Raw genomic sequence first — 20,070 nt, forward strand, 5'->3', positions numbered from 1 at the left:
ATCGATAGATAAAATTATACGAATTTAGGTACTTACGGGTGGTTTATCTTATACTGAGTTTCCTTACTTTGCGGATCATACTGCCCGTTTATGCGAGATAGATAAAATTTATTAAGGAGGAATACAAAAATGACTGTAACATTAAATGTACAAGGAATGACATGTAATCATTGTAAAATGGCGGTAACAAATACACTGCAAGAATTAGCGGGTGTAAAAAACGTAGAAGTTGAACTGCAAGCAGGTACAGTAGCAGTTGAATATGATGAAAAAATGGTAAAAGTGGAACAATTAAAGGATGCAATTGAAGAACAAGGTTACGATATTGTGTAAGAGAAACTTCCATCAGTGGGAGTACCCGTTAATGCGGGATAAATAAGACAAAGCGTGTGGAACTTTATCGTTCTACACGCTTTTTTCTATGTGAAATTGACTTTTTTTTAAGTTACGATAATAATCATGAAAGAGGTGATATGATGAAACGATTATGGAGTATTTTCTTTAGTGCAATGCTGGCGATGATTCTCATCTTAAGCGGTTGTTCAGGACAAGAACAGAAAAAAACGAGTCCGAAAGAGAACAATTCAACATCGGTAGAAAAAATTAGTGATAATATTTTAGACGAGATGGAAGGGCCACCGAAAAATGGTCATACGATAGAACGTCATGTTGGAAAAACAGAAGATCAGTTAAAAGAAAGATTGCGTACAGATAAAGTATCGGCTGCAAGTACATACTACGATAAAGAAACAGCAACAAAAGCTGTTAAAGACAGTTTGAAGCAACACGAGAAGGAAATTGAGAATTGGTTAAAGAATTCTAAAGAAAATCGTCTTGTACTAAATACGAGGCACGCATTTCCAGTTGGAAAAACAGTGCTTAAGCGAGACATGCGTGTACAAGATAAGCTTGTGAATACAGTTACGGTTTTAGCAAGAGATAAAGCGGGTTCATTAGGCTTTAAAATTATTACTTCTTATCCTTCAGATAAGTAAGGCTAACGGTATCTACAGAGTTCGTGATAAATAAGAAAGGGGGAGTAGTAGCATGTATTCAACACTTCAATACTTTCTAAAAGCATACTGTACGTTAAGTGTGCATGAAGAAGAAATACTATCTGTAATGAAAGAGTTTATTGAACAAGAGGAACGAGAAACCATCGAGAAATTGCGATATGAATTGTTACACATGCAGCAGCAAGAAGCATGGGAAGAAGGGTGTTTATTAGCAGCTAAACAGGGAAACCGTATTTGGTCCCTAGAAGAAACGAAAGAACATATGGAGGTATTTGTAAGTTTGCTGCAAAACAAAAAGGCGTGATATTTCACGCCTTTTTGTATGTGCTTTTTGAAATTTGACCGTTCGAGATAATTTGACCGTTTTGCGTTACCTTTTTATATGTGACAGCAGTAATCCTATTATCAGTATTACTGATAACTTGCGATGAAACTTCTACGTTTTTGCCAGTTGGTGTGCCAAAAATACGTGCTGTTACGCTACCACCATTAGAAAATGCTTGAATGTAAATATGTTTACCGGTATTGTTTTTAAATTTTAAATCTGGACCGTAATCAGCAACGGCTGCATCTTGCCCAAGCGGTAAGTAATGAACAGGTAATGAGTGATTACTACGTGCAACAACTCCTAAGTCAGCACGTAATACAGCGCCATATAGTGTACTACTAACTTGGCAAACACCACCACCAGCACTTTGTTCGACTTTTCCATTTACAAATACTGCGGCTGATTTGTAGCCGTGTGCTGCATCTGTAATACCGACGCGTCCATTGAAGCTGAATGTTTCATCAGGTGCTACAAGTGCACCGCTTAAAGTGTTAGCTGACTTTTGAACATTGAAGGATTGATTACCATTTCGACCAGCCATAGGAGTAGAGTATTCAGCGATAACGTCTGTAATTCCCATCTTCTGTATATCTTCTGTAGTTCGTTCTGGTTTTATAGAAGCAATCGGAAGCTGAATATTTTGTGTGCCGGTAATGATAGCTTTTGTTGTTAACTCTTTTAGCTTATCTTTATCAACTTTTTCACCATCTTGACTTTGACTAATGTTAATTACTGTTCCTGAGACAGTTAAATCCGCATTCACAGGTTGCTTTAAGAGCTCGTTATATTTTTCTTGCATAAATGCATCAAATGTTGCTGTATTTAACTGTGGTTCTAGCTTATACTGGCGTTTCAATTCACCATTTTCAGCTTTCTTTCTTATTTTATAACGATCAATAATGCCGCCTTTTTGTTCTTTAAAGATGTTGTCAACAATATCTGTTTCTCTATATTCCATACCTAGGTCTTTCCATGTATAAGTTTGTGTATTGCCTTGGAGAGTATAGTTAAGCAATTTTTTTTGTAATTCGTTCCCTTTTTGGTGAATAATTGCTTGAACTTCTTTTTTGCTTTTACCATCAAGTGAAATACCTTCAAATGTAGTGTGTGGTAACACAGCTGTATCAAGTTGTTTGTTCAAATTTGATACATATTGATAACCACCAATTCCACCTGCACAGAGTAATATTCCGCCTGCAATGGTAGACCCAATAACTAAATTGCGTAGCTTCATTTATTTCCCTCCCCAAAAAGCAAATATGTAAAGTCATATATATTCGGTCTTTAACGTATGAATGATGAAAATAGTATTACATATGTACTAGTATACTATTATTTCCAGAAAAATCGTAATGTTTTTATAAAACTTGTTACTATTTTGTAACAAAAGTCTATTTTCTTATAAGGGAATAAAAGGAAGGTTTGTTACTATTGTATTATAAATTATCAGAAAATTCAAAGTTGTTTTGCGATTTTTTTCAATAAGCGTAGATGAAAAATAAAAGGGCCGTTGTTCACGGCCCTTTTATTATAACTTTTTATGTTCAGTTTTATCTGTAACACCGAGATGCTGTTTTAATGTCTTTGATATGTCCTGTACGCTTTTTTCTTCAGGAACATAGTAGTAGATGCCGTTTATATATTTATCGTCACCTTTTACTTGAAGCTTGTCCATCCTTAAGCTTGAACCCATCATATTTTTTGTAATTGTCATGATGTCATCAAAGGTTAAGTTTGTTTTTAAATCGTGATCAACTGCATCTAATAAATCCTCAATTTTATTAATAGAATTTATAGATAATGCCTTTTCAGCAATCGCTTCTAAAATAAGTTGTTGGCGCTGTCCACGCATATAATCGCTATCAATGTGACGAGTTCTTGCTAAAGCAAGAGCTTCTTCGCCATTTAAGTGTTGAAGGCCTTTTTTGAGGTGAATCGCATTCGGTTCATCTTTACTATTTTGCTCTGTAAATTCAACAGGGACATTCACATCAATACCACCAAGAGAATCCACAATATTTATAAAGGATTTAAAGTTGAATTTAACATAGTAGTCAACAGGAACATTTAAAAAGTTTTCAACTGTATCAATTGTGCTATCAACACCCCCAAATACGTGAGCATGTGTAATTTTATCTTGTTTTCCACGTGATTTAATATATACGCGAGAGTCACGTGGTATGCTTACAAGTTTTACCGATTTATCATTTTTATTAATTGTGGCAAGTAATAGTGCATCTGTACGTGTCGCACTACCGTAAGATTTTTCGCGGATATCGCTTTCGTCCACACCCATAATGAGAACGGAAATATTATCTGTCATTGGTTTAACAGCTTTCTCGCGTTTATCAGATTTATCTCCTCTGCTCAGCTCAGAATATGCATTATTTACAATAGATTTTGCTTTACTGTATATATGGGAGAAATAGCCTCCACCACCAATCGCTACAATAAGTAATGGAATTAGAATAAACCATAGTAGACGTCTCTTTTTAGATCGCCTGTCTGAGGTTCTTTTATGTTTTTCTGTATCAGATTTCATTATCTAGTTCTCCTTTAGGTAATTCAATTTGTATATTTTTGTATAAGCTGCAGACAAGGCACATCTTTTATTTTCCAAAAATACGATAATCTTTCACTTGAAATGAAAATGAAAGATAGGAAAAGGGTGACTACATCTAAGTACGGCATATAAAGTGAGACTTCCATCATCCTACTGATGGAAAGCTTTCAACAATCGGAACCTTCCTGCCCGTTAGAGCGGACAAAAAATATTGTACGACAAATAGAAGGCGTTGTACATGTATAAAAAATAGATGTCTCGATTATTTATGAGACATCTAAGGGTATTTTATACAAAAAGGACCAAGAAGAAAAGGATTAAATTTTACCGGCTTATAGCATAATGCTAACAATAATTGCAGATAAAATACTGACGAGTGTAGCCCCGTATAGTAGTTTTAAACCGAAGCGAGCGACGACATTTCCTTGTTCTTCGTTTAATCCTTTTACGGCACCAGAAATAATTCCAATGGAAGAGAAATTTGCAAATGATACAAGAAAGACTGAAATAATACCCACTGTACGCGGAGAGAGTGTGCCTGCTAGTTTACCTAAGTCCATCATAGCGACAAACTCATTTGTCACAAGCTTTGTAGCCATAATACTTCCTGCTGCTACGATTTCTTTAGTTGGCACACCGATAAGAAAGGCAATGGGGGAGAAGGCATACCCGAGCAACTGCTGAAATGTAATTCCAAAAATAATATGGAATAAATCATTAATACAGCTGATTAGGGCAACAAATCCAATTAGCATTGCACTGACGACAACAGCAACGCGAAATCCATCTAAAATGTATTCGCCTAACATTTCAAAGAAAGTTTGTTTCTCTTCTTTAATTTCTAAAATATCTTCTTCCTCTTTCACATCGTACGGATTAATGATGAGTACGATAATAAAGCCGCTAAATAAATTCAAGACAAGAGCGGTTACGACATATTTTGGTTCAATCATTGTCATATAAGCACCGACGATTGACATAGATACAGTAGACATCGCAGAAGCACAAAGTGTATAAAGGCGATGCCTTGGAATTTGACCAAGCTGTTTCTTTACAGTAATAAATACTTCTGATTGTCCTACAATAGCTGATGCAACAGCGTTATAAGACTCCAGTTTTCCAAGCCCGTTTATTTTACTGAGGAAAAAACCAATCCAGCGAATACAGAACGGTAGGATTTTGAAATGCTGTAAAATACCAATTAAAACAGAAATAAATACAATTGGTAGTAGTACATTTAAAAAGAAAGGCATTTCTCCTTTATTAGCGATACCACCAAATACGAAGTTTATGCCGGACGCAGCGTAATCCAATAATTTCGTAAACAAATTAGAAACAGTTGTAACAAGTACGAGACCAATCTGTGTATTTAATAGTAAGTAAGTTAAAATTAACTGTATAATAAGCATAATGAAAATGGGTTTGAACTTAATACGCTTTTTATTGTTACTTGCAATGAAAGCAAGAAAGAAAACAACGACAAGACCGAGAAAAAAAGTAATAAATTTCATAGTAATCCTCCTCAAGAGATGTTCTGTTACATAGGTTTTTCATTTCGAAGGAGAATATGCACGTTCGGTAAAGAAAGGGATGGATTAGGGAATGAATATAGTTAAAGTGCATCATATTGCAATTATTTGTTCGGACTATCAAAAATCTAAGGATTTTTATACAAATATATTAGGATTTAAAGTGTTAAATGAAGTATATAGGGAAGAAAGGGATTCATATAAATTGGATTTATGTGTAGGAGAGCAGTATCAAATTGAATTATTCTCATTTCCAAATCCTCCAAAACGACCAAGTTTTCCGGAAGCGGCTGGTCTGAGGCATTTAGCTTTTGCAGTTACTGACATACAGGAAGCTGTTCAACATTTACGACAATGCGGAGTAGAGACAGAGCCGATTCGCGTGGATGAAATAACGGGGAAACAATTTGTATTTTTTCAAGATCCAGATGATTTACCATTAGAATTGTACGAGCACTAAAAATTGGCGAAATTTATATAGGTTTGCTCCCTAATAAATGAAGAAAATAAAAACAAAGTAAAACCTTCATTAGTGGGAGGTTTTTTATCCCGCTATTTGAGGGCAGTAATACCTCCACCTCAAAGTTCAGCAAAAAGTAAAGAAGTTGGGCGGGGGATAAACTGCCCGTAAAAGCCCGATTGGTGGGGGCTAATAATCAGTGGGGATGAAGAACCCCCCCACTGATAGAAGTTTCACTTTATCTCGCCTACATGGGAAATCCTGTTAACTAGACTTTTGCGGGCAGTTCTCTCAAACATAACATCTTTAAGGGAGCTTACCACTTGTTAGAGTGACGGGGAAACTTCTTTTCAAAAGGAGGTGTAACTTTAGCTGAAGAAAGCTAAAGGTGTTCTTTGGAAATTACTAAATTGATGATGGTGGCTATTCTAATTGGACTAACTGGTTTTTTTGTGGCAATTGAATTTGCGATTATAAAAGTACGCAGCAGTCGTATTGATCAGCTTGTGGGAGAAAAAAAACGGGGGGCACTGGCAGCCAAGAAAGTGATTTCAAATTTAGATGGATATTTATCAGCTTGTCAGCTTGGAATCACAATTACAGCTCTAGGGCTAGGTTGGTTAGGTGAACCAACTATAAAGCACTTATTAGAGCCATTATTCTTAAGGATGGAACTCTCGCCTGCAATTGCAAGTACAGTATCTTTTATCATTTCATTTGCAGTCATTACATTTTTACATGTTGTCATTGGTGAATTAGCACCGAAAACATTTGCCATTCAAAAGGCGGAGCAAGTAAGCCTGTTATTATCTCAGCCGCTCATTTATTTTTATCGCATTATGTATCCGTTTATTTGGGTGTTAAATGGAGCAGCTCGCCTTGTGGCAAGTATGTTTGGATTACATCCAGCTTCTGAGCATGAAGTTGCACATTCAGAAGAAGAGTTACGACTTATTTTATCGGAGAGTTATGAAAGCGGTGAAATTAATCAAGCCGAGTTTAAATATGTAAATAATATTTTTGAATTTGATAATCGTTTAGCAAAAGAAATTATGGTGCCGCGTACTGAAATTGTCGGTTTATATGAAGACGAGCCTTTTGAGACACATATGAAAGTGATTGGGCAAGAAAAGTATACAAGGTATCCTGTATTTGGAGAAGATAAAGACGAAATCATTGGAATGGTAAATGTAAAAGATTTATTTATTCGTTATATGAGTGATGACCAAAAAGAGGAGTGGACCATCGCACCGTATACAAGACCTGTCATTGAAGTGATGGAAAACATTCCAATTCATGATTTGTTACTGCAAATGCAAAAAAAGAGAATCCCGTTTGCAATTTTATATGATGAATATGGAGGAACGGCAGGGATTGTTACACTTGAAGATATTTTGGAAGAAATTGTTGGTGAAATTCGGGATGAGTACGACGAAGATGAATATCCACCAGTTCAACATATAAGTGATACATGTAAAATTGTTGACGGGAAAGTGCTAATAAGTGAAGTGAATGATTTATTTGGCTTACATTTAGTTGCTGATGATGTAGATACAATTGGCGGTTGGTTAATGACGCAAAAACAGACAGTTGCAGAGGGCGATATCATCGATACAAGCGGTTGGATTTTCACAGTTCTTGAAAAAGATTCACATCAAATCAAGCGAGTTGAAATAAAAAGAGCTGAACCAGAAGGGAAAGCAATTGCTTTGTGAAGTGTATCATATATAAAGGCGTGTGTTTAGCTATAACTGTATTCATAACCTGTAACGAACGGGAGGAATACTTTTTATCCCGCTATTTGCGGGCAGTAAAAGTCCGATTGGTGAGGGCTAATAATCAGTGGGCGATGAAGTCCCCACTGATTGAAGTTTCCCTTTATTATATAAATCCATTTTGATTTTTCGACATATAAGCCGCGGCTATGGATAACAAAAGGTGACCTGCACTCGTTTTCTCTCTTTGTTTTCACTGTGTCTGGGGCAGGAAAAGGATCTGACCGCTGGCCGGATGCTCTCTCCCACCTAAAAAGAAAGGCTTTATGTCGGTTTTTTAATTTGTATTTATATAGACTGCGTTCTTACCGTTCGTTAATTATAATTTACTTTTACAGAAAAATATTATTGTTTGCGCTTTCAAAATAGGTGCTATATAGTGAAAGGAGATAAGGACACTTTTTTCTTGCTAAAAATAATATTTTCATAGAGAAGAGTGTTTTTAGGTCATCAACCAGATTGAACTACTCCCGCCTATTTGTTGATGCTATACATATTCACACAAATTGGGGAGGGAGTTTTCTTGGCCAAAAATGATAAAAAGTATAGGTGATGGAACATGATAGCAACAAAAGACATTCGTATTGAAAAAGATTTTTTAGGTGAAAAAGAAGTACCAGTTGCAGCTTATTATGGCGTACAAACGTTGCGAGCTGTAGAAAATTTTCCAATTACAGGGTATCGTCTTCATACGTCATTAATTACGGCAATGGCTATCGTAAAAAAAGCAGCAGCACTTGCAAATATGGAGACAGGTTATTTACATGCAAATATTGGGGAAGAAATTGCAAAAGCTGCTCAGGAAATTATTGAAGGAAAATTCCATGATCAGTTTATTGTGGATCCAATTCAAGGCGGTGCAGGAACTTCTATTAATATGAATACAAATGAAGTCATTGCAAACCGTGCTCTTGAGCAGATGGGATATGAAAAAGGAAACTATGCGACAATTAGTCCAAATACGCATGTCAATATGGCACAGTCAACAAACGATGCATTCCCAACAGGTATTCATATTGCAGTGCTTATGATGTTAGAAGAACTTCTAGTTACAATGGAAGAACTTCATGGTGCATTTACTGATAAAGCAAAAGAATTTGACCATGTCATTAAAATGGGGCGTACGCACTTACAAGATGCAGTACCAATTCGACTGGGGCAAGAATTTGAGGCATATAGCCGCGTGCTTGGTCGTGATATAAAACGTATTAGGCAGTCTCGCCAACACTTATATGAAGTGAATATGGGGGCGACAGCTGTTGGAACAGGATTAAATGCAAACCCAACTTATATTAAGAATGTTGTGGAACATTTAGCCGCTATTAGTGGATTCCCACTCGTTGGTGCAGAACATTTAGTAGATGCAACGCAAAATACAGATGCATATACAGAAGTATCTGCCGCGTTAAAAGTATGTATGATGAACATGTCTAAAATTTCAAATGACCTACGAGTTATGGCATCGGGTCCACGCGTTGGTTTAGCGGAAATTCAATTACCAGCTCGTCAGCCAGGTTCGTCTATTATGCCAGGTAAAGTAAATCCGGTTATGGCAGAAGTGGTTAATCAAGTTGCCTTCCAAGTGATTGGAAATGACCATACAATATGCTTAGCGTCAGAAGCGGGACAATTAGAATTAAATGTAATGGAGCCAGTATTGGTGTTTAACTTAATTCAGTCCATTAGCATTATGAACAACGCATTCCGTGTGTTCCGTGAATATTGTATTGAAGGTATTACTGCAAATGAAGAATTGTTAAAACAATATGTTGAGAAAAGCGTTGGAATTATTACGGCGGTGAATCCTCATATTGGATATGAAAAAGCTTCTCGTATTGCTCGTGAAGCGATTGCGACAGGGAAATCAGTTCGTGAGCTTTGCTTAGAATATGGTGTGCTAACAGAAGAAGAATTGGATATTATTTTGGATCCGTATGAAATGACGCACCCTGAAATTGCGGGAGCCGCGTTGTTAAAGAATAAAAAGTAATGATAAAAAAGACCGATGAAGCGAATCGGTCTTTTTTTCGTATAAAAGTAGGAATCAATTGGAATTAGTGAAGTGCTATATCTTAGTGAATGGCTAGAAAGAAGAAGGAAATAAAAAACGATCCCTATGCAAGGGATCGTTTCCATATTTTAAGAAATATTAAATGAAAAATTGAAGTAAGCTAATTACGGCCAAGAACATTAAACTATATTTCATTGTTGTTTTAAATAGAACGGATTCTTTACCAACTAATCCAACTGCTGCACAAGCAACTGCTACGGATTGCGGTGATACCATTTTTGCCATTGTACCGCCGACTACGTTTAGAGCAACAAGGGTAGATGGTACGATATCTAATTGAGCTGCAGTTACTGCTTGAAGCGGTGCGAATAAAGAACCACTTGATACTACTGAACCAGTTATGAATACGCCGATCCAACCTAGGATTGGAGATAAGATTGGGAACGTATCGCCAGTAGATGATAAGGCTAGTCCAAGAGTAGAAGACATACCAGAGTAGTTTGTTACATATGCTAATGCAATTACGCTACAAATTGTGTAAATTGGAGCTTTTAACTCTTTTAATGTTTCAATAGCTAATTCTTTTATTAAATTTCCTTTTGCACGGTATACAAGAAGAGATACGATAATTGCTAGTACAATTGCAGTAGTTGTAGATGAAAATACATCTAGTTTGAAAATAGCTGCAAATGGTGTATCTGCATTTACAATTGGTGTTGTTTTAATAACTTGGTTGTGCAAACCAGGAACTTGAATATTCCATACTAAGCTTCCTAATGCACCATCTGGAGCGAATAAACCTTTAATAGCTTTTAAATTAAAGATTGTTACAAATGCAGTTAAGAATGCAAATGGTGACCATGCATATAAAATTTGTTTCATTGTATAACTATGTTTTTCTGCTTGTTTTGTTTCAGTTTTAGCTGAAGATTTTGGCTGCCATACACGTAAGAATAATGCTAATGAGATCATGCTGACAACAGCTGCGAAAATATCAGTAAGTTCTGCACCAAGGAAATATGTTACAACGAATTGAGTAATGGCGAAAGAACCACCACTGACAAGAATACCTTGCCAAGTTTCTTTAATTCCTTTGAACCCGCCTACCATTGCAACAAGTAAGAATGGTAATACAAAGCTAATGAAAGGTAATAATGTAACTGTTTGACGACCAACAGTTAATGCATCTATTTGAGTTAATTGTGCTGGTACTGTAACTGGAATACCCATTGCACCCATTGCACCACCGGCAATGTTCGCAACTAAACAGATACCTGCTGCTTTTAATGGATCAAAGCCCATACCTACAAGTAATGCTGCTGTAATGGCAACTGGTACACCAAAACCTGCTGCGCCCTCTAAGAAAGCACCGAAGGAATAAGCGATTAATAATACTTGAAGGCGAGGATCGCTTGTAATGCTTGAAATACTGTCACGAATAACATTGAATTGCTCAGTTTTTACAGTTAATTTGTAAAGGAAAATTGCTGCGATAACAATTGTACAAATTGGATAAAATCCAGCAGCTACACCAAACGCAGCTGATGACACTGCCATAGTTGCAGGCATTTTGTAAACAAATACAGCAAGAATAATTGCTAAAATTACGCTATAAAGTCCTGATAAATATCCTTTGATTTTAAATACTGTTAAGCAAAGGATGAAGAATAAGATTGGCAGGGCAGCTACAAGCGCTGATAACCAAATATTGTTTAACGGGTCATAAACATGTGTCCAAGTATTCATAATAATGACAACTCCTATCTATAATATGTGAAAGCATTCACATTTAATTGTGAAATAATTCACAAGCATCTTACATTGCTTAGTATATTCTCGTTCAACACTATTGTCAACGTAGAAAAGTATATTTATTCCATAATAATGTTAACTGTAAAAAATCCGCTACATTTTGTCCACAAATTGGGAAATGAATAAAAGACGGAATGTTCGTATACTCTTGTAGGTATGAGAGCGTTCCGCCTTTTATTTATCCATATATTCCCTCATATTTCCGTACGTCATGGATCCTACATGTTTAAACTGAATGATTCCTTTTGTATCAATTATATAGGAGGTTGTGGATAATCGTTCAACTAAGTGCAATACTAATAAGGCATACTATTAACCAATTTTTTATCCCGCTATTCGCGGACAGTAATATCGCCCCTCAAAATTCGGCAGGAAGCAAAGAAGTTAGGTGGGGGATAAACTGCCCATAAAGGCCCAATTGATGAGGGAGAATGATTAGTGGGAGATGAAGAAAACTCCCATTGATCAAAGTTTCACTTTGTTATGAATCCTCTATATTGACAAAGTTCAACTATTTTCACCGTGACAAAGTAATTTTTATAGGTCAAAAGCCTAAAAAATCTACTTCCACACATAATTAAAAAACAATATTTTACAATATTATTGAGGCAAGTAAAGCTGAACAAAAAATATAACAAAAATGTTGAGAAAACAGCGTTTGGAAGCAAAGTATTCCTATCTGTATGTTTTGCTTTTTCACTAAGTCGTGTAGTATAATATTCAGAATCAGCAAGGGTTTTTCCTGAATTGTATGTTGATAAAAGGAGGAAAATATTTTTATTATTTTAGGTTGATAAAGTTGTGTCGTAACAGGAAATATAAAAACAAATATATAACAATATATAAAGAGAAAATAAAATAGAAAAAATGAGGGGAACTTTATGAATCAAAATCAATTTGATTGTCGTATTTCAGAAGATGATGTACAAATGTTACGAGCGCTAGCTCATCCACTTCGCCTTCGTTTAGTGATGGAGCTTATGCAGCGCGGAACTTGTAACGTAACACAATTGCAAGAAATATTAGAAATCCCGCAATCTACCGTTTCACAACATTTGACGAAATTAAAGCAAAACAAAGTTGTTCGTTTTGAAAGACGTGGCTTAGAAGTTTATTATCAAGTACACAATGACAAAGTGAGCGAAGTTGTAAAGACATTATTTTCATAAAATTTGAATATTTAAGAGAAGGCGTGTAGAAATATACGCCTTTTTATTATGGAATATATTTCAAAGAGATATGACAAGATAAAAAGGAGTGTAATAAACAGAAGGAGGGATACTGAATGGATTTGAAGCGAGTCAAGCAAATTCTATCATCTTCCAGCAGAATTGATGTTACCTATCATGGCGTACCTGTATGGATTGAAAGCTGTGATGAGGCGAGTGGAACTGCCGATGTGTATGATGTAAAAGTTCCACATGAAACAGTACAAGTGAATGTTACAGCATTAGAAGAGCAATAAAAAAAGCGGAAGTTAGCTTTCAAAGGCTAACTTCCACTTTTTGTTTATCCCACATTAGCGGGCAGTAATACCACTACTGTGAAAAGTTTCACTTTATGATGAGAACATAAAGATAAATGTAGAAATATGTCTTTTTATAGCGGCAGCTTTATTAGTAATCCAATGGGAGAAATTATTTGTTCTTTAGGTGAAGGGGAAGACATGTTAATTCAAAAAATTGATACAAATGAAATTAAAAATACTCGTAATCTTCTTCAATTTTTGAGAGATCGTCGCACGGATACATATATGCCGTTGCTAAAAAAACAAATAAGAAGACTGAAGAACGTGGTAGTAGCTCCATTAGATACACAGTAAAAAAGAGTCCATCTGAGATGGACTCTTTTTTCTGTCTGCGTTTTTTTATTTACTCCATCATATGTGCAATTTTTTTAGAGAACAGAAGAAGTACAAAGCCTAGTACAATAACGATAATACCAATGCTTGCGAATACTTCTAAATATCCTAGAGATTGCGTGAAAGCAGCTAATGCACCTGCTAGGTAGTTTGCCATACCTGAACCAGCTAACCAAACACCCATTAATAAAGATGCTAATTTGACAGGAGCAATTGCACTTACCATTGATAGACCGATTGGTGATAAGAAGAGCTCACCAATTGTATGGAACATATATGTGATAACGATGAATAATAAATTTGCTTTGGCAGTAATATGAGCTTCATCACTTCCAGTTTTCAGAACAGCCAATGTTAAAACGAGATAGCCGATTCCTAGTAAGATCATACCAAATGCCATTTTTGTTGGAACTTTTAAATCGCCGCGTTTCGTTTTAGATAGTTTCATCCATAACATAGACACAAATGGTGCGAACAGTACGATAAATGCTGGGTTAACAGATTGGAACCAAGATGTTGGAACTTCCCATCCGAAAATTGTACGATCCACAAATGTGTTTGTATATAGTGTTAAAGAGCTACCTGCTTGTTCAAAGCCTGCCCAGAAGAAAACAACGAAACAAGTTAAAATGATAATTGCCCAAGTACGGTTTTTCTCTTGTTTTGTTAAAGGTTTTTTCTCAACTACTGCTGCATTTTTGTCTTTAGATTTTTTACCAAGTACTACTGTTCCTGCATCACCAAGGTAACGAGGAGCTAATAAGTTGAAGAAAATTTGTCCAACAATCATACCAATACAAGCAGCTAAGAAGCCATATTTGTAACCCATTACCATAACGCCATCAATGCTTGTTTTAAAGAAATCTTCTGCTAGGAAGCCACAAATAAGTGGTGCAAAGAAAGCCCCTACATTGATACCCATGTAAAAAATTGTGAAGGCACTGTCACGGCGTGAATCATTTTTACCGTAAAGTTCACCTAGAAGTGTAGAAATATTTGGTTTGAAGAATCCATTACCAATAACTAATAGTGTTAATCCTAAAAATAGTCCTGTTTTTGTATTCATTGAAAAGAGAACGAAGTTACCAGCGGCCATGATAATACCACCAAGGGTAATGGCATGACGTCTTGTAATGAAATGGTCAGTTAACCAACCACCGATAATCGGTGTGAAATATACTAATGCTGTGAAAATTCCGTATAATTGCACTGCGAATGCTTTATCAAATCCAAGTCCTCCGCTTACAACAGTCGTTGTTAAATAAAGAACTAAAAGCCCACGCATTCCATAGTAACTAAATCTTTCCCACATTTCTGTTAAGAACAACAAATATAATCCAGGTGGATGTTTCTTTGGTGACTGTTGTTCTCCAGCTTTGTCTAATTTTAAAGCTGCATCCATTTTGCTTCCCCCTAATCCTATATAGCGGATATTTATGTAATTATTGTAATTCACAAAATATTTAGAAGTCAATAGAATTATATGGAAATAGAAATAAAATTCCTTATATAATCGCTTTAAACTTCGATCGTTGTTTTATTTTCCCCTAAAAATTTGATAATAAGCGTTTTCAAATGCATTATTTCAGTTCTGAAAGAAAATAAAAGAATGATTAATCTGAAAATTTAGAATGAAATAACTTTTCGGAAATAAAGAATATATCTACTAGTTATTTTTATAATATAACATATAGGAAATAAAAATACAAAATGAAATAATGTGAAACTTCCGTGAAAACGGAATAAAAAACAGCTCCAGAAAGGGGAGCTGTTTTAGAAAGGTATAAAGAAAGTATTATTTTACAAAGCGTTTTTCAATATCATCTAGCAATAAGTTCGCAGCCATTACACCACCAGCTGTATTCCAGATAACATCGTCAACTTTGTATGCTTTGCCGTTTTTCACAGCGTTTAAGTTTTTGAATAGAGGATCGTTCGTATATTCTTTCTCTAATTCAGAACCTTTTTTCTCATTTCCTTTGTCGAATGTGAAGTAGAATAATACATCGCCATCCATTGCAGAAATACGTTCTTTCGATACGTTACGTTCTGCAAAATCGTTTTTATTTTGATCACCGGGACGTTTGAAACCAAGCTCTTTTAAGATGACACCAGAGAATGTATCCCCGTGATAAATACGGACATCACCAGGCATGAAGCGAACCATAGAAATTTCTTGGTTGACTTTATCTCCAAGTTTTCCTTTTAAGTCTTTCATACGTTTTGCGTAATCATCTAAGACCTTTTGACCTTCTTTTTCTTTGTTTAATACCTTTGCATAAAATTTAAAGTTATCTTTCCATTCGCCACGTAATGTTTCAGCGTATACAGTAGGGGCAATGGCTTTTAACTGCTCGTACACTTTTTCATGTCGCATTTTATTTCCGATGATTAAATCTGGTTTTAAAGATGCGATTGTTTCCACATTCACTTGACCTTCATTACCAACGACTTTTACATCTTTCATTTTATCTTCAATATGTGGATACCATGGGTTACCAGTCCAAGATTGTACAGCACCAACTGGTTTGACACCAAGAGTAAGTAAGGCTTCCGTTCCTTCATTTGTTAAAATGACAACGCGTTTTGGGTTAGCAGGAACTTCTGTTTTCCCCATTGCATGTTCGATAGTAATCATTTCTTTTTTGTCTTCTTTTTTTGGCTCTGCTTTGTTGTCTGATTTACCACATGCACCTAAAAGAAGTGTAAATGATAGTACGAATGCAAATAACGCAAACGATTTTTGTTTGATGAAATTCATTATGTATCCTCCTATATATTGAGAATAATTTTCATTATCAAGAATGATGTTAAATCTTTATAATTAGATTGTCAATGGTTAAAATTGAGAATAATTATTAATTTCAATTGACAACCAGAATTGAGGTACAATACACTAGCAACGTATCATTATGCATTGAAGGAGAAACGCTGCATGCTATTAAAAACAAATCAAGCAAAATGGATTGGACTATTTGTTGGAATCATTGCAGTTATGACTTGTATTTGGGGGAGTATTATTTTCGGGTATACAAATACGAGCTGGAGGTTAGCACTGGATGCTTTCTTCCATTTTAATGGTTCTAATGAACATATTATTATTCAAAATGTACGTCTTCCCCGTGCGCTTATTGCAGCTAGTGTTGGTGCTAGTCTAGCCATCTCAGGTTGCTTTATGCAAACTTTAACAAAGAATCCGCTTGCTGCTCCAGACTTTATTGGATTAAACTCAGGGGCTGCCTTTTTCATTGTCGTAGCGATTGTTATTTTTTCCGTGACATCTTTATCTGCGTTTACGTGGATTGCTTTTTTAGGGGCGGCGTTAGCCGCAGTACTTGTATTTGCTTCTAGTTCTTTAGGAAAAGAAGGGACAACTCCGCTCAAGTTAACATTAGCAGGGGTAGCGATTAGTGCTCTATTTTCTTCCTTAACACAAGGATTGCTCGTGTTAAATGAAAAAGCATTAGAAGAAGTACTGTTTTGGCTTGCTGGTTCTGTACAAGGTAGAAAGCTAGAGGTATTACAATCTGTATTTCCATACTTATTGTTTGGATGGATGGCTTCTCTTATGATGGCAGGAAAAGTGAATACGCTTATGATGGGAGAAGATGTAGCGAAAGGTCTTGGACAACGAACGGTGATGATGAAGTCCTTTGTGATGGTAATCATTGTTCTATTATCTGGTGGGGCGGTTGCTGTTGCAGGTCCAATTGGATTTGTTGGAATTATTACTCCTCACTTTGCAAGAGCTCTTGTTGGTGTAGATCATCGCTGGAGAGTTCCATATAGCGGTTTACTAGGCGCTATTTTATTATTACTTGCAGATATCGCTGCACGGTATATCATTATGCCGCAAGAAGTTCCAGTAGGGGTAATGACAGCATTTATTGGTGCACCATTCTTTATTTATATTGCACGTAAGAGAGGACTTAGCAAATGAAAAAGTATATTCCGTTTCGTATAGGAAAAGACGGCCTCTCGTTTTTAATGTACAAACGAGCTTGTCTCGTCTTATTCAGTCTGTTAGCCTTGCTGCTCGTTTTATTTTTTGCGAGTGCAGGTATGGGAGATATGAAAATAGCTCCGTACGATGTATGGCGAGCGTTAATTGGCAGCGGTGACGCGATGTCGAATATGGTTGTGAATCAGTTTCGCATGCCCCGTATTTTAATTGCGATTCTTGTAGGAATTGCTCTTGCTGTAGCCGGCTGTATTTTACAAGGGCTCGTTCGAAATCCACTTGCTTCTCCTGATATTATCGGGATTACAGGTGGTGCGAGTGTAGCGGTTGTACTATTTCTTGCTCTATTTAGTGATAAGAATAATGCATTAACAGTAAGCATTCATTATATGCCACTAGCCGCCTTTGTTGGTGCAACGATTGTTGCATTTCTTGTATATTTATTTGCTTGGCGAAATGATGGATTGTCAGCGGTCAGTCTTGTTTTAATTGGTGTGGGATTTTGGGCGCTGACAAAGGCAGCAACAACATTATTTATGCTGTTAGCACCTATTTATCAAGCGAGTCAAGCCAATGTGTGGATTACCGGTACTGTTTACGGATCTTCATGGCAAAATGTTCAGGTGTTAGCACCTTGGGTTCTTATTTTGACAGTGATTGCTTTTGTTGCTGCTAGGCATTTAAATGCGCAAGAACTTGGAGATGATATCTCTGTTGGACTTGGAATTCGTTTAACAAAATCACGTTTTTTCCTATTGCTACTTAGTACAGCATTAATTGGAGGAGCGGTAGCGTTTGCAGGTGGAATCGGATTTGTTGGTTTAATGGCACCGCATATTTCAAGAAGGTTAGTTGGTTCTTTATACGGCGCATTACTTCCAGTTGCGGCTATCGTTGGTGCTATTTTAGTACTTGCAGCAGATCTAATTGGACGCACAGTCTTTGCACCGCTTGAAGTTCCTGCTGGTGTCTTTACATCAGCAATCGGTGCTCCGTATTTTATTTATTTACTTTATAAGAGTCGTAATTCATAAAGTGAAACTTTGATCAGTGGGGGGCATCCCCACTGATCATTAGTCCTCACGAATCGGGCTTTTACGAGCAGTTTATCCCCCACCTAACTTTCTTTGCTTCTTGCAGAACTTTGGGGTGGGGGTATTACTGCACGCAAATAGAGGGATAAAGGTAAAGAAAAATATACATTGGCAGTTCTGACGTTACTGTCTACTAAAATGGAGTAAAGGAAGATGAGTATGCCAAAAGCATTAGAGACAAAATTATTAACATTGTCATATGGTGAAACAATTATTATTGACGAATTAAATCTCGAAATTCCTAAAGGAAAGATTACGATTTTTATCGGTTCTAACGGGTGTGGGAAATCAACTTTACTACGCTCGCTTGCTCGTTTATTAAAACCAACCTCTGGTGATATTTTGTTAGAAGATCAGGCAATTCAAAACATGCAAACGAAGCAAATCGCTCGGCAAATGGCGATTTTGCCGCAAGGACCACAAGCGCCAGAAGGTCTTACGGTGATGCAACTGGTGAAACAAGGACGTTATCCATACCAAACATGGCTCAAACAATGGTCAGAAAAAGATGAAGAAATGGTGCGGAAGGCACTTGAAGCGACCAGAATGACTGAATTTGCTGAACGCGATGTTCATGCACTTTCTGGCGGACAACGTCAGCGCGCTTGGATTGCAATGACTCTTGCGCAAGATACAGATATTATTTTACTAGACGAACCAACGACATACTTAGATATGACGCATCAAATTGAAGTGCTTGACTTGCTATTTGAACTAAATGAAACAGAGCAGCGCACAATTGTTATGGTATTGCATGATTTAAACTTAGCGTGCCGCTATGCCGATAACATTGTAGCCATTCAAGATAAGCAGATTTATGCACAAGGAAAACCAGAAGAAGTGATTGATTGTAAATTAGTTCGTGATGTATTCCGTATGGATTGTCAAATTACAACGGATCCGTTGTTTGGAACGCCACTATGTATTCCACATGGAAAAGGAAGATGTTTACTTCCACAGGCAGCACAAATATCAAGATAGGGAAGCGATGAATTTTCATCGCTTTTTTATTTTGTACAAGAAAAGAGGAGGAAGAGGGGAATACGCAGTCTATATAAATCCATGTTGACTTTTCGACATATAGCCGCGGCTATGGATAACAAGAGGTGACCTGCACTCGTTTTCTCTCTTTGTTTTCACTGTGTCTGGGGCAGGAAAAGGATCTGACCGCTTCTATGCATGGCCGGATGCTCTCTCCCATCTAAAAAGAAGGATTTTATGTCGGTTTTTTAATTTGTATTTATATACGCGTATATTCTTCTTCATTTTGAAAATGCTGTAGTTCCGGTGTGGCTTCTCGTGAACTCGTAATCGTAAAATCAGCTTGCTGCAGGGAAGTAAAGTATTGCTCAATGGTGCGATGATATTTGATCACTTCTTGATCAATCCATGGTTCTACACGTTTGCCATTTTTAAAATAATCATCAATGAGCCAGCTTGTTCGTTTACTACTCGCTTGTAAACTTTCAAAAGAAGAGGTGATAACAGGATGCTGAACGCTAAATGTGAAAGTACCATCTATCAAAATTTAGATAATCATGATAGATTTCTTTTGTTACATCATATATAATTATTCATTGTAAGCGTTTTCTTTAAGCTATTTTTCTATAATAAATTAAAAAAACGTGTTAAGCTAGTAGAGGAATTATTGGCATTATTA

General features: G+C 36.4%; 18 protein-coding genes and 1 pseudogene. 12 read left to right on the top strand and 7 right to left on the bottom strand.

Annotated elements, in window-relative coordinates:
• Positions 1-129: 129 nt before the first annotated feature.
• The 3 genes from copZ (at position 130) to QUF99_RS06920 (ending at position 1,320) form a co-directional block, all read left to right on the top strand.
• On the top strand, positions 130-333 hold the full coding sequence (gene copZ / locus QUF99_RS06910; RefSeq protein ID WP_289369191.1) for a copper chaperone CopZ: 204 nt from the start codon (positions 130-132) through the stop codon (positions 331-333).
• Between the two features lie 143 nt (positions 334-476).
• Positions 477-995 carry an RNase A-like domain-containing lipoprotein gene (locus QUF99_RS06915; RefSeq protein ID WP_289369192.1) on the top strand — a complete coding sequence of 173 codons (519 nt, stop codon included), beginning with the start codon at positions 477-479 and terminating at the stop codon, positions 993-995.
• Positions 996-1,047: 52 nt separating this feature from the next.
• Complete coding sequence (locus QUF99_RS06920; protein WP_289369193.1) at positions 1,048-1,320, top strand: hypothetical protein; 273 nt, start codon at positions 1,048-1,050, stop codon at positions 1,318-1,320.
• Positions 1,321-1,324: 4 nt separating this feature from the next.
• Here the strand turns inward: QUF99_RS06920 and QUF99_RS06925 are convergent, their stop codons facing one another.
• The 3 genes from QUF99_RS06925 to QUF99_RS06935 form a co-directional block, all read right to left on the bottom strand.
• Positions 1,325-2,578: a VanW family protein gene (locus tag QUF99_RS06925; protein WP_289369194.1), complete on the bottom strand. Its 1,254-nt coding sequence runs from the start codon at positions 2,576-2,578 to the stop codon at positions 1,325-1,327.
• A gap of 294 nt (positions 2,579-2,872) precedes the next feature.
• Positions 2,873-3,889, bottom strand: a complete 1,017-nt coding sequence (locus tag QUF99_RS06930) for an LCP family glycopolymer transferase (RefSeq protein ID WP_289374583.1) — start codon at positions 3,887-3,889, stop codon at positions 2,873-2,875.
• Between the two features lie 350 nt (positions 3,890-4,239).
• Positions 4,240-5,418, bottom strand: coding sequence for a NupC/NupG family nucleoside CNT transporter (locus QUF99_RS06935; RefSeq protein WP_289369195.1), 1,179 nt, complete (start codon positions 5,416-5,418; stop codon positions 4,240-4,242).
• A 91-nt stretch (positions 5,419-5,509) separates the two neighbouring features.
• Between QUF99_RS06935 and gloA2 the strand changes: the two genes are divergently transcribed.
• The 3 genes from gloA2 to aspA all read left to right on the top strand — a co-directional run bounded on the left by gloA2 (position 5,510) and on the right by aspA (position 9,661).
• On the top strand, positions 5,510-5,896 hold the full coding sequence (gene gloA2, locus QUF99_RS06940) for an SMU1112c/YaeR family gloxylase I-like metalloprotein (RefSeq protein WP_289369196.1): 387 nt from the start codon (positions 5,510-5,512) through the stop codon (positions 5,894-5,896).
• A 395-nt stretch (positions 5,897-6,291) separates the two neighbouring features.
• Positions 6,292-7,611, top strand: a complete 1,320-nt coding sequence (locus QUF99_RS06945) for a hemolysin family protein (RefSeq protein WP_289369197.1) — start codon at positions 6,292-6,294, stop codon at positions 7,609-7,611.
• Positions 7,612-8,230: 619 nt separating this feature from the next.
• Positions 8,231-9,661, top strand: coding sequence for an aspartate ammonia-lyase (aspA, locus tag QUF99_RS06950; RefSeq protein WP_289369198.1), 1,431 nt, complete (start codon positions 8,231-8,233; stop codon positions 9,659-9,661).
• 159 nt (positions 9,662-9,820) lie between these two features.
• Here aspA and QUF99_RS06955 read toward each other — a convergent pair whose 3' ends face one another.
• Positions 9,821-11,428 carry a lactate permease LctP family transporter gene (locus QUF99_RS06955; protein WP_289369199.1) on the bottom strand — a complete coding sequence of 536 codons (1,608 nt, stop codon included), beginning with the start codon at positions 11,426-11,428 and terminating at the stop codon, positions 9,821-9,823.
• A 947-nt stretch (positions 11,429-12,375) separates the two neighbouring features.
• On the opposite strand from QUF99_RS06955, the gene QUF99_RS06960 reads away from it, so the two are divergent.
• The 3 genes from QUF99_RS06960 (at position 12,376) to QUF99_RS06970 (ending at position 13,316) form a co-directional block, all read left to right on the top strand.
• Positions 12,376-12,663 (top strand): ArsR/SmtB family transcription factor, encoded by a 288-nt coding sequence (locus tag QUF99_RS06960; protein ID WP_289369200.1) that lies wholly within the window; start codon positions 12,376-12,378, stop codon positions 12,661-12,663.
• Between the two features lie 116 nt (positions 12,664-12,779).
• Entirely contained in the window at positions 12,780-12,959 is a 180-nt protein-coding gene (locus tag QUF99_RS06965) for an acid-soluble spore protein H (protein WP_289369201.1), read from the top strand.
• Positions 12,960-13,085: 126 nt separating this feature from the next.
• A complete protein-coding gene (locus QUF99_RS06970) occupies positions 13,086-13,316 on the top strand; it encodes a carbon-nitrogen hydrolase family protein (RefSeq protein ID WP_289369202.1) in 231 nt (76 codons plus the stop codon).
• 49 nt (positions 13,317-13,365) lie between these two features.
• On the opposite strand, the gene QUF99_RS06975 is transcribed toward QUF99_RS06970, so the two are convergent.
• Positions 13,366-14,757, bottom strand: a complete 1,392-nt coding sequence (locus tag QUF99_RS06975; protein ID WP_289369203.1) for a peptide MFS transporter — start codon at positions 14,755-14,757, stop codon at positions 13,366-13,368.
• 393 nt (positions 14,758-15,150) lie between these two features.
• A complete protein-coding gene (locus QUF99_RS06980; protein WP_289369204.1) occupies positions 15,151-16,116 on the bottom strand; it encodes an ABC transporter substrate-binding protein in 966 nt (321 codons plus the stop codon).
• A gap of 174 nt (positions 16,117-16,290) precedes the next feature.
• Here QUF99_RS06980 and QUF99_RS06985 point away from each other — a divergent pair, with 174 nt between their 5' ends.
• The 3 genes from QUF99_RS06985 (at position 16,291) to QUF99_RS06995 (ending at position 19,391) form a co-directional block, all read left to right on the top strand.
• Positions 16,291-17,295: a FecCD family ABC transporter permease gene (locus QUF99_RS06985; protein ID WP_289369205.1), complete on the top strand. Its 1,005-nt coding sequence runs from the start codon at positions 16,291-16,293 to the stop codon at positions 17,293-17,295.
• A complete protein-coding gene (locus QUF99_RS06990; RefSeq protein WP_289369206.1) occupies positions 17,292-18,350 on the top strand; it encodes a FecCD family ABC transporter permease in 1,059 nt (352 codons plus the stop codon). Before QUF99_RS06985 ends, QUF99_RS06990 begins: the two co-directional genes overlap by 4 nt.
• 213 nt (positions 18,351-18,563) lie before the next feature.
• Complete coding sequence (locus QUF99_RS06995; protein WP_289369207.1) at positions 18,564-19,391, top strand: ABC transporter ATP-binding protein; 828 nt, start codon at positions 18,564-18,566, stop codon at positions 19,389-19,391.
• Positions 19,392-19,650: 259 nt separating this feature from the next.
• Here the strand turns inward: QUF99_RS06995 and QUF99_RS07000 are convergent.
• Positions 19,651-19,929 (bottom strand): annotated as a pseudogene (locus tag QUF99_RS07000) (SAM-dependent methyltransferase); the annotation flags it as partial.
• Between the last annotated feature and the right edge of the window lie 141 nt (positions 19,930-20,070).

The organism is Bacillus sp. DX4.1, assembly GCF_030348195.1.
Lineage (GTDB): Bacteria > Bacillota > Bacilli > Bacillales > Bacillaceae_G > Bacillus_A.

Excerpts from the sequence above, each read along its gene's own strand:
- aspA (WP_289369198.1), top strand. The coding sequence starts at position 8,231 with ATGATAGCAACAAAAGACATTCGTATTGAAAAAGATTTTTTAGGTGAA.
- QUF99_RS06965 (WP_289369201.1), top strand. The coding sequence starts at position 12,780 with ATGGATTTGAAGCGAGTCAAGCAAATTCTATCATCTTCCAGCAGAATT.
- QUF99_RS06920 (WP_289369193.1), top strand. The coding sequence starts at position 1,048 with ATGTATTCAACACTTCAATACTTTCTAAAAGCATACTGTACGTTAAGT.
- copZ (WP_289369191.1), top strand. The coding sequence starts at position 130 with ATGACTGTAACATTAAATGTACAAGGAATGACATGTAATCATTGTAAA.
- gloA2 (WP_289369196.1), top strand. The coding sequence starts at position 5,510 with ATGAATATAGTTAAAGTGCATCATATTGCAATTATTTGTTCGGACTAT.
- QUF99_RS06925 (WP_289369194.1), bottom strand. The coding sequence starts at position 2,578 with ATGAAGCTACGCAATTTAGTTATTGGGTCTACCATTGCAGGCGGAATA.
- QUF99_RS06985 (WP_289369205.1), top strand. The coding sequence starts at position 16,291 with ATGCTATTAAAAACAAATCAAGCAAAATGGATTGGACTATTTGTTGGA.
- QUF99_RS06960 (WP_289369200.1), top strand. The coding sequence starts at position 12,376 with ATGAATCAAAATCAATTTGATTGTCGTATTTCAGAAGATGATGTACAA.
- QUF99_RS06980 (WP_289369204.1), bottom strand. The coding sequence starts at position 16,116 with ATGAATTTCATCAAACAAAAATCGTTTGCGTTATTTGCATTCGTACTA.
- QUF99_RS06970 (WP_289369202.1), top strand. The coding sequence starts at position 13,086 with ATGTCTTTTTATAGCGGCAGCTTTATTAGTAATCCAATGGGAGAAATT.
- QUF99_RS06975 (WP_289369203.1), bottom strand. The coding sequence starts at position 14,757 with ATGGATGCAGCTTTAAAATTAGACAAAGCTGGAGAACAACAGTCACCA.
- QUF99_RS06955 (WP_289369199.1), bottom strand. The coding sequence starts at position 11,428 with ATGAATACTTGGACACATGTTTATGACCCGTTAAACAATATTTGGTTA.
- QUF99_RS06990 (WP_289369206.1), top strand. The coding sequence starts at position 17,292 with ATGAAAAAGTATATTCCGTTTCGTATAGGAAAAGACGGCCTCTCGTTT.
- QUF99_RS06935 (WP_289369195.1), bottom strand. The coding sequence starts at position 5,418 with ATGAAATTTATTACTTTTTTTCTCGGTCTTGTCGTTGTTTTCTTTCTT.
- QUF99_RS06915 (WP_289369192.1), top strand. The coding sequence starts at position 477 with ATGAAACGATTATGGAGTATTTTCTTTAGTGCAATGCTGGCGATGATT.
- QUF99_RS06995 (WP_289369207.1), top strand. The coding sequence starts at position 18,564 with ATGAGTATGCCAAAAGCATTAGAGACAAAATTATTAACATTGTCATAT.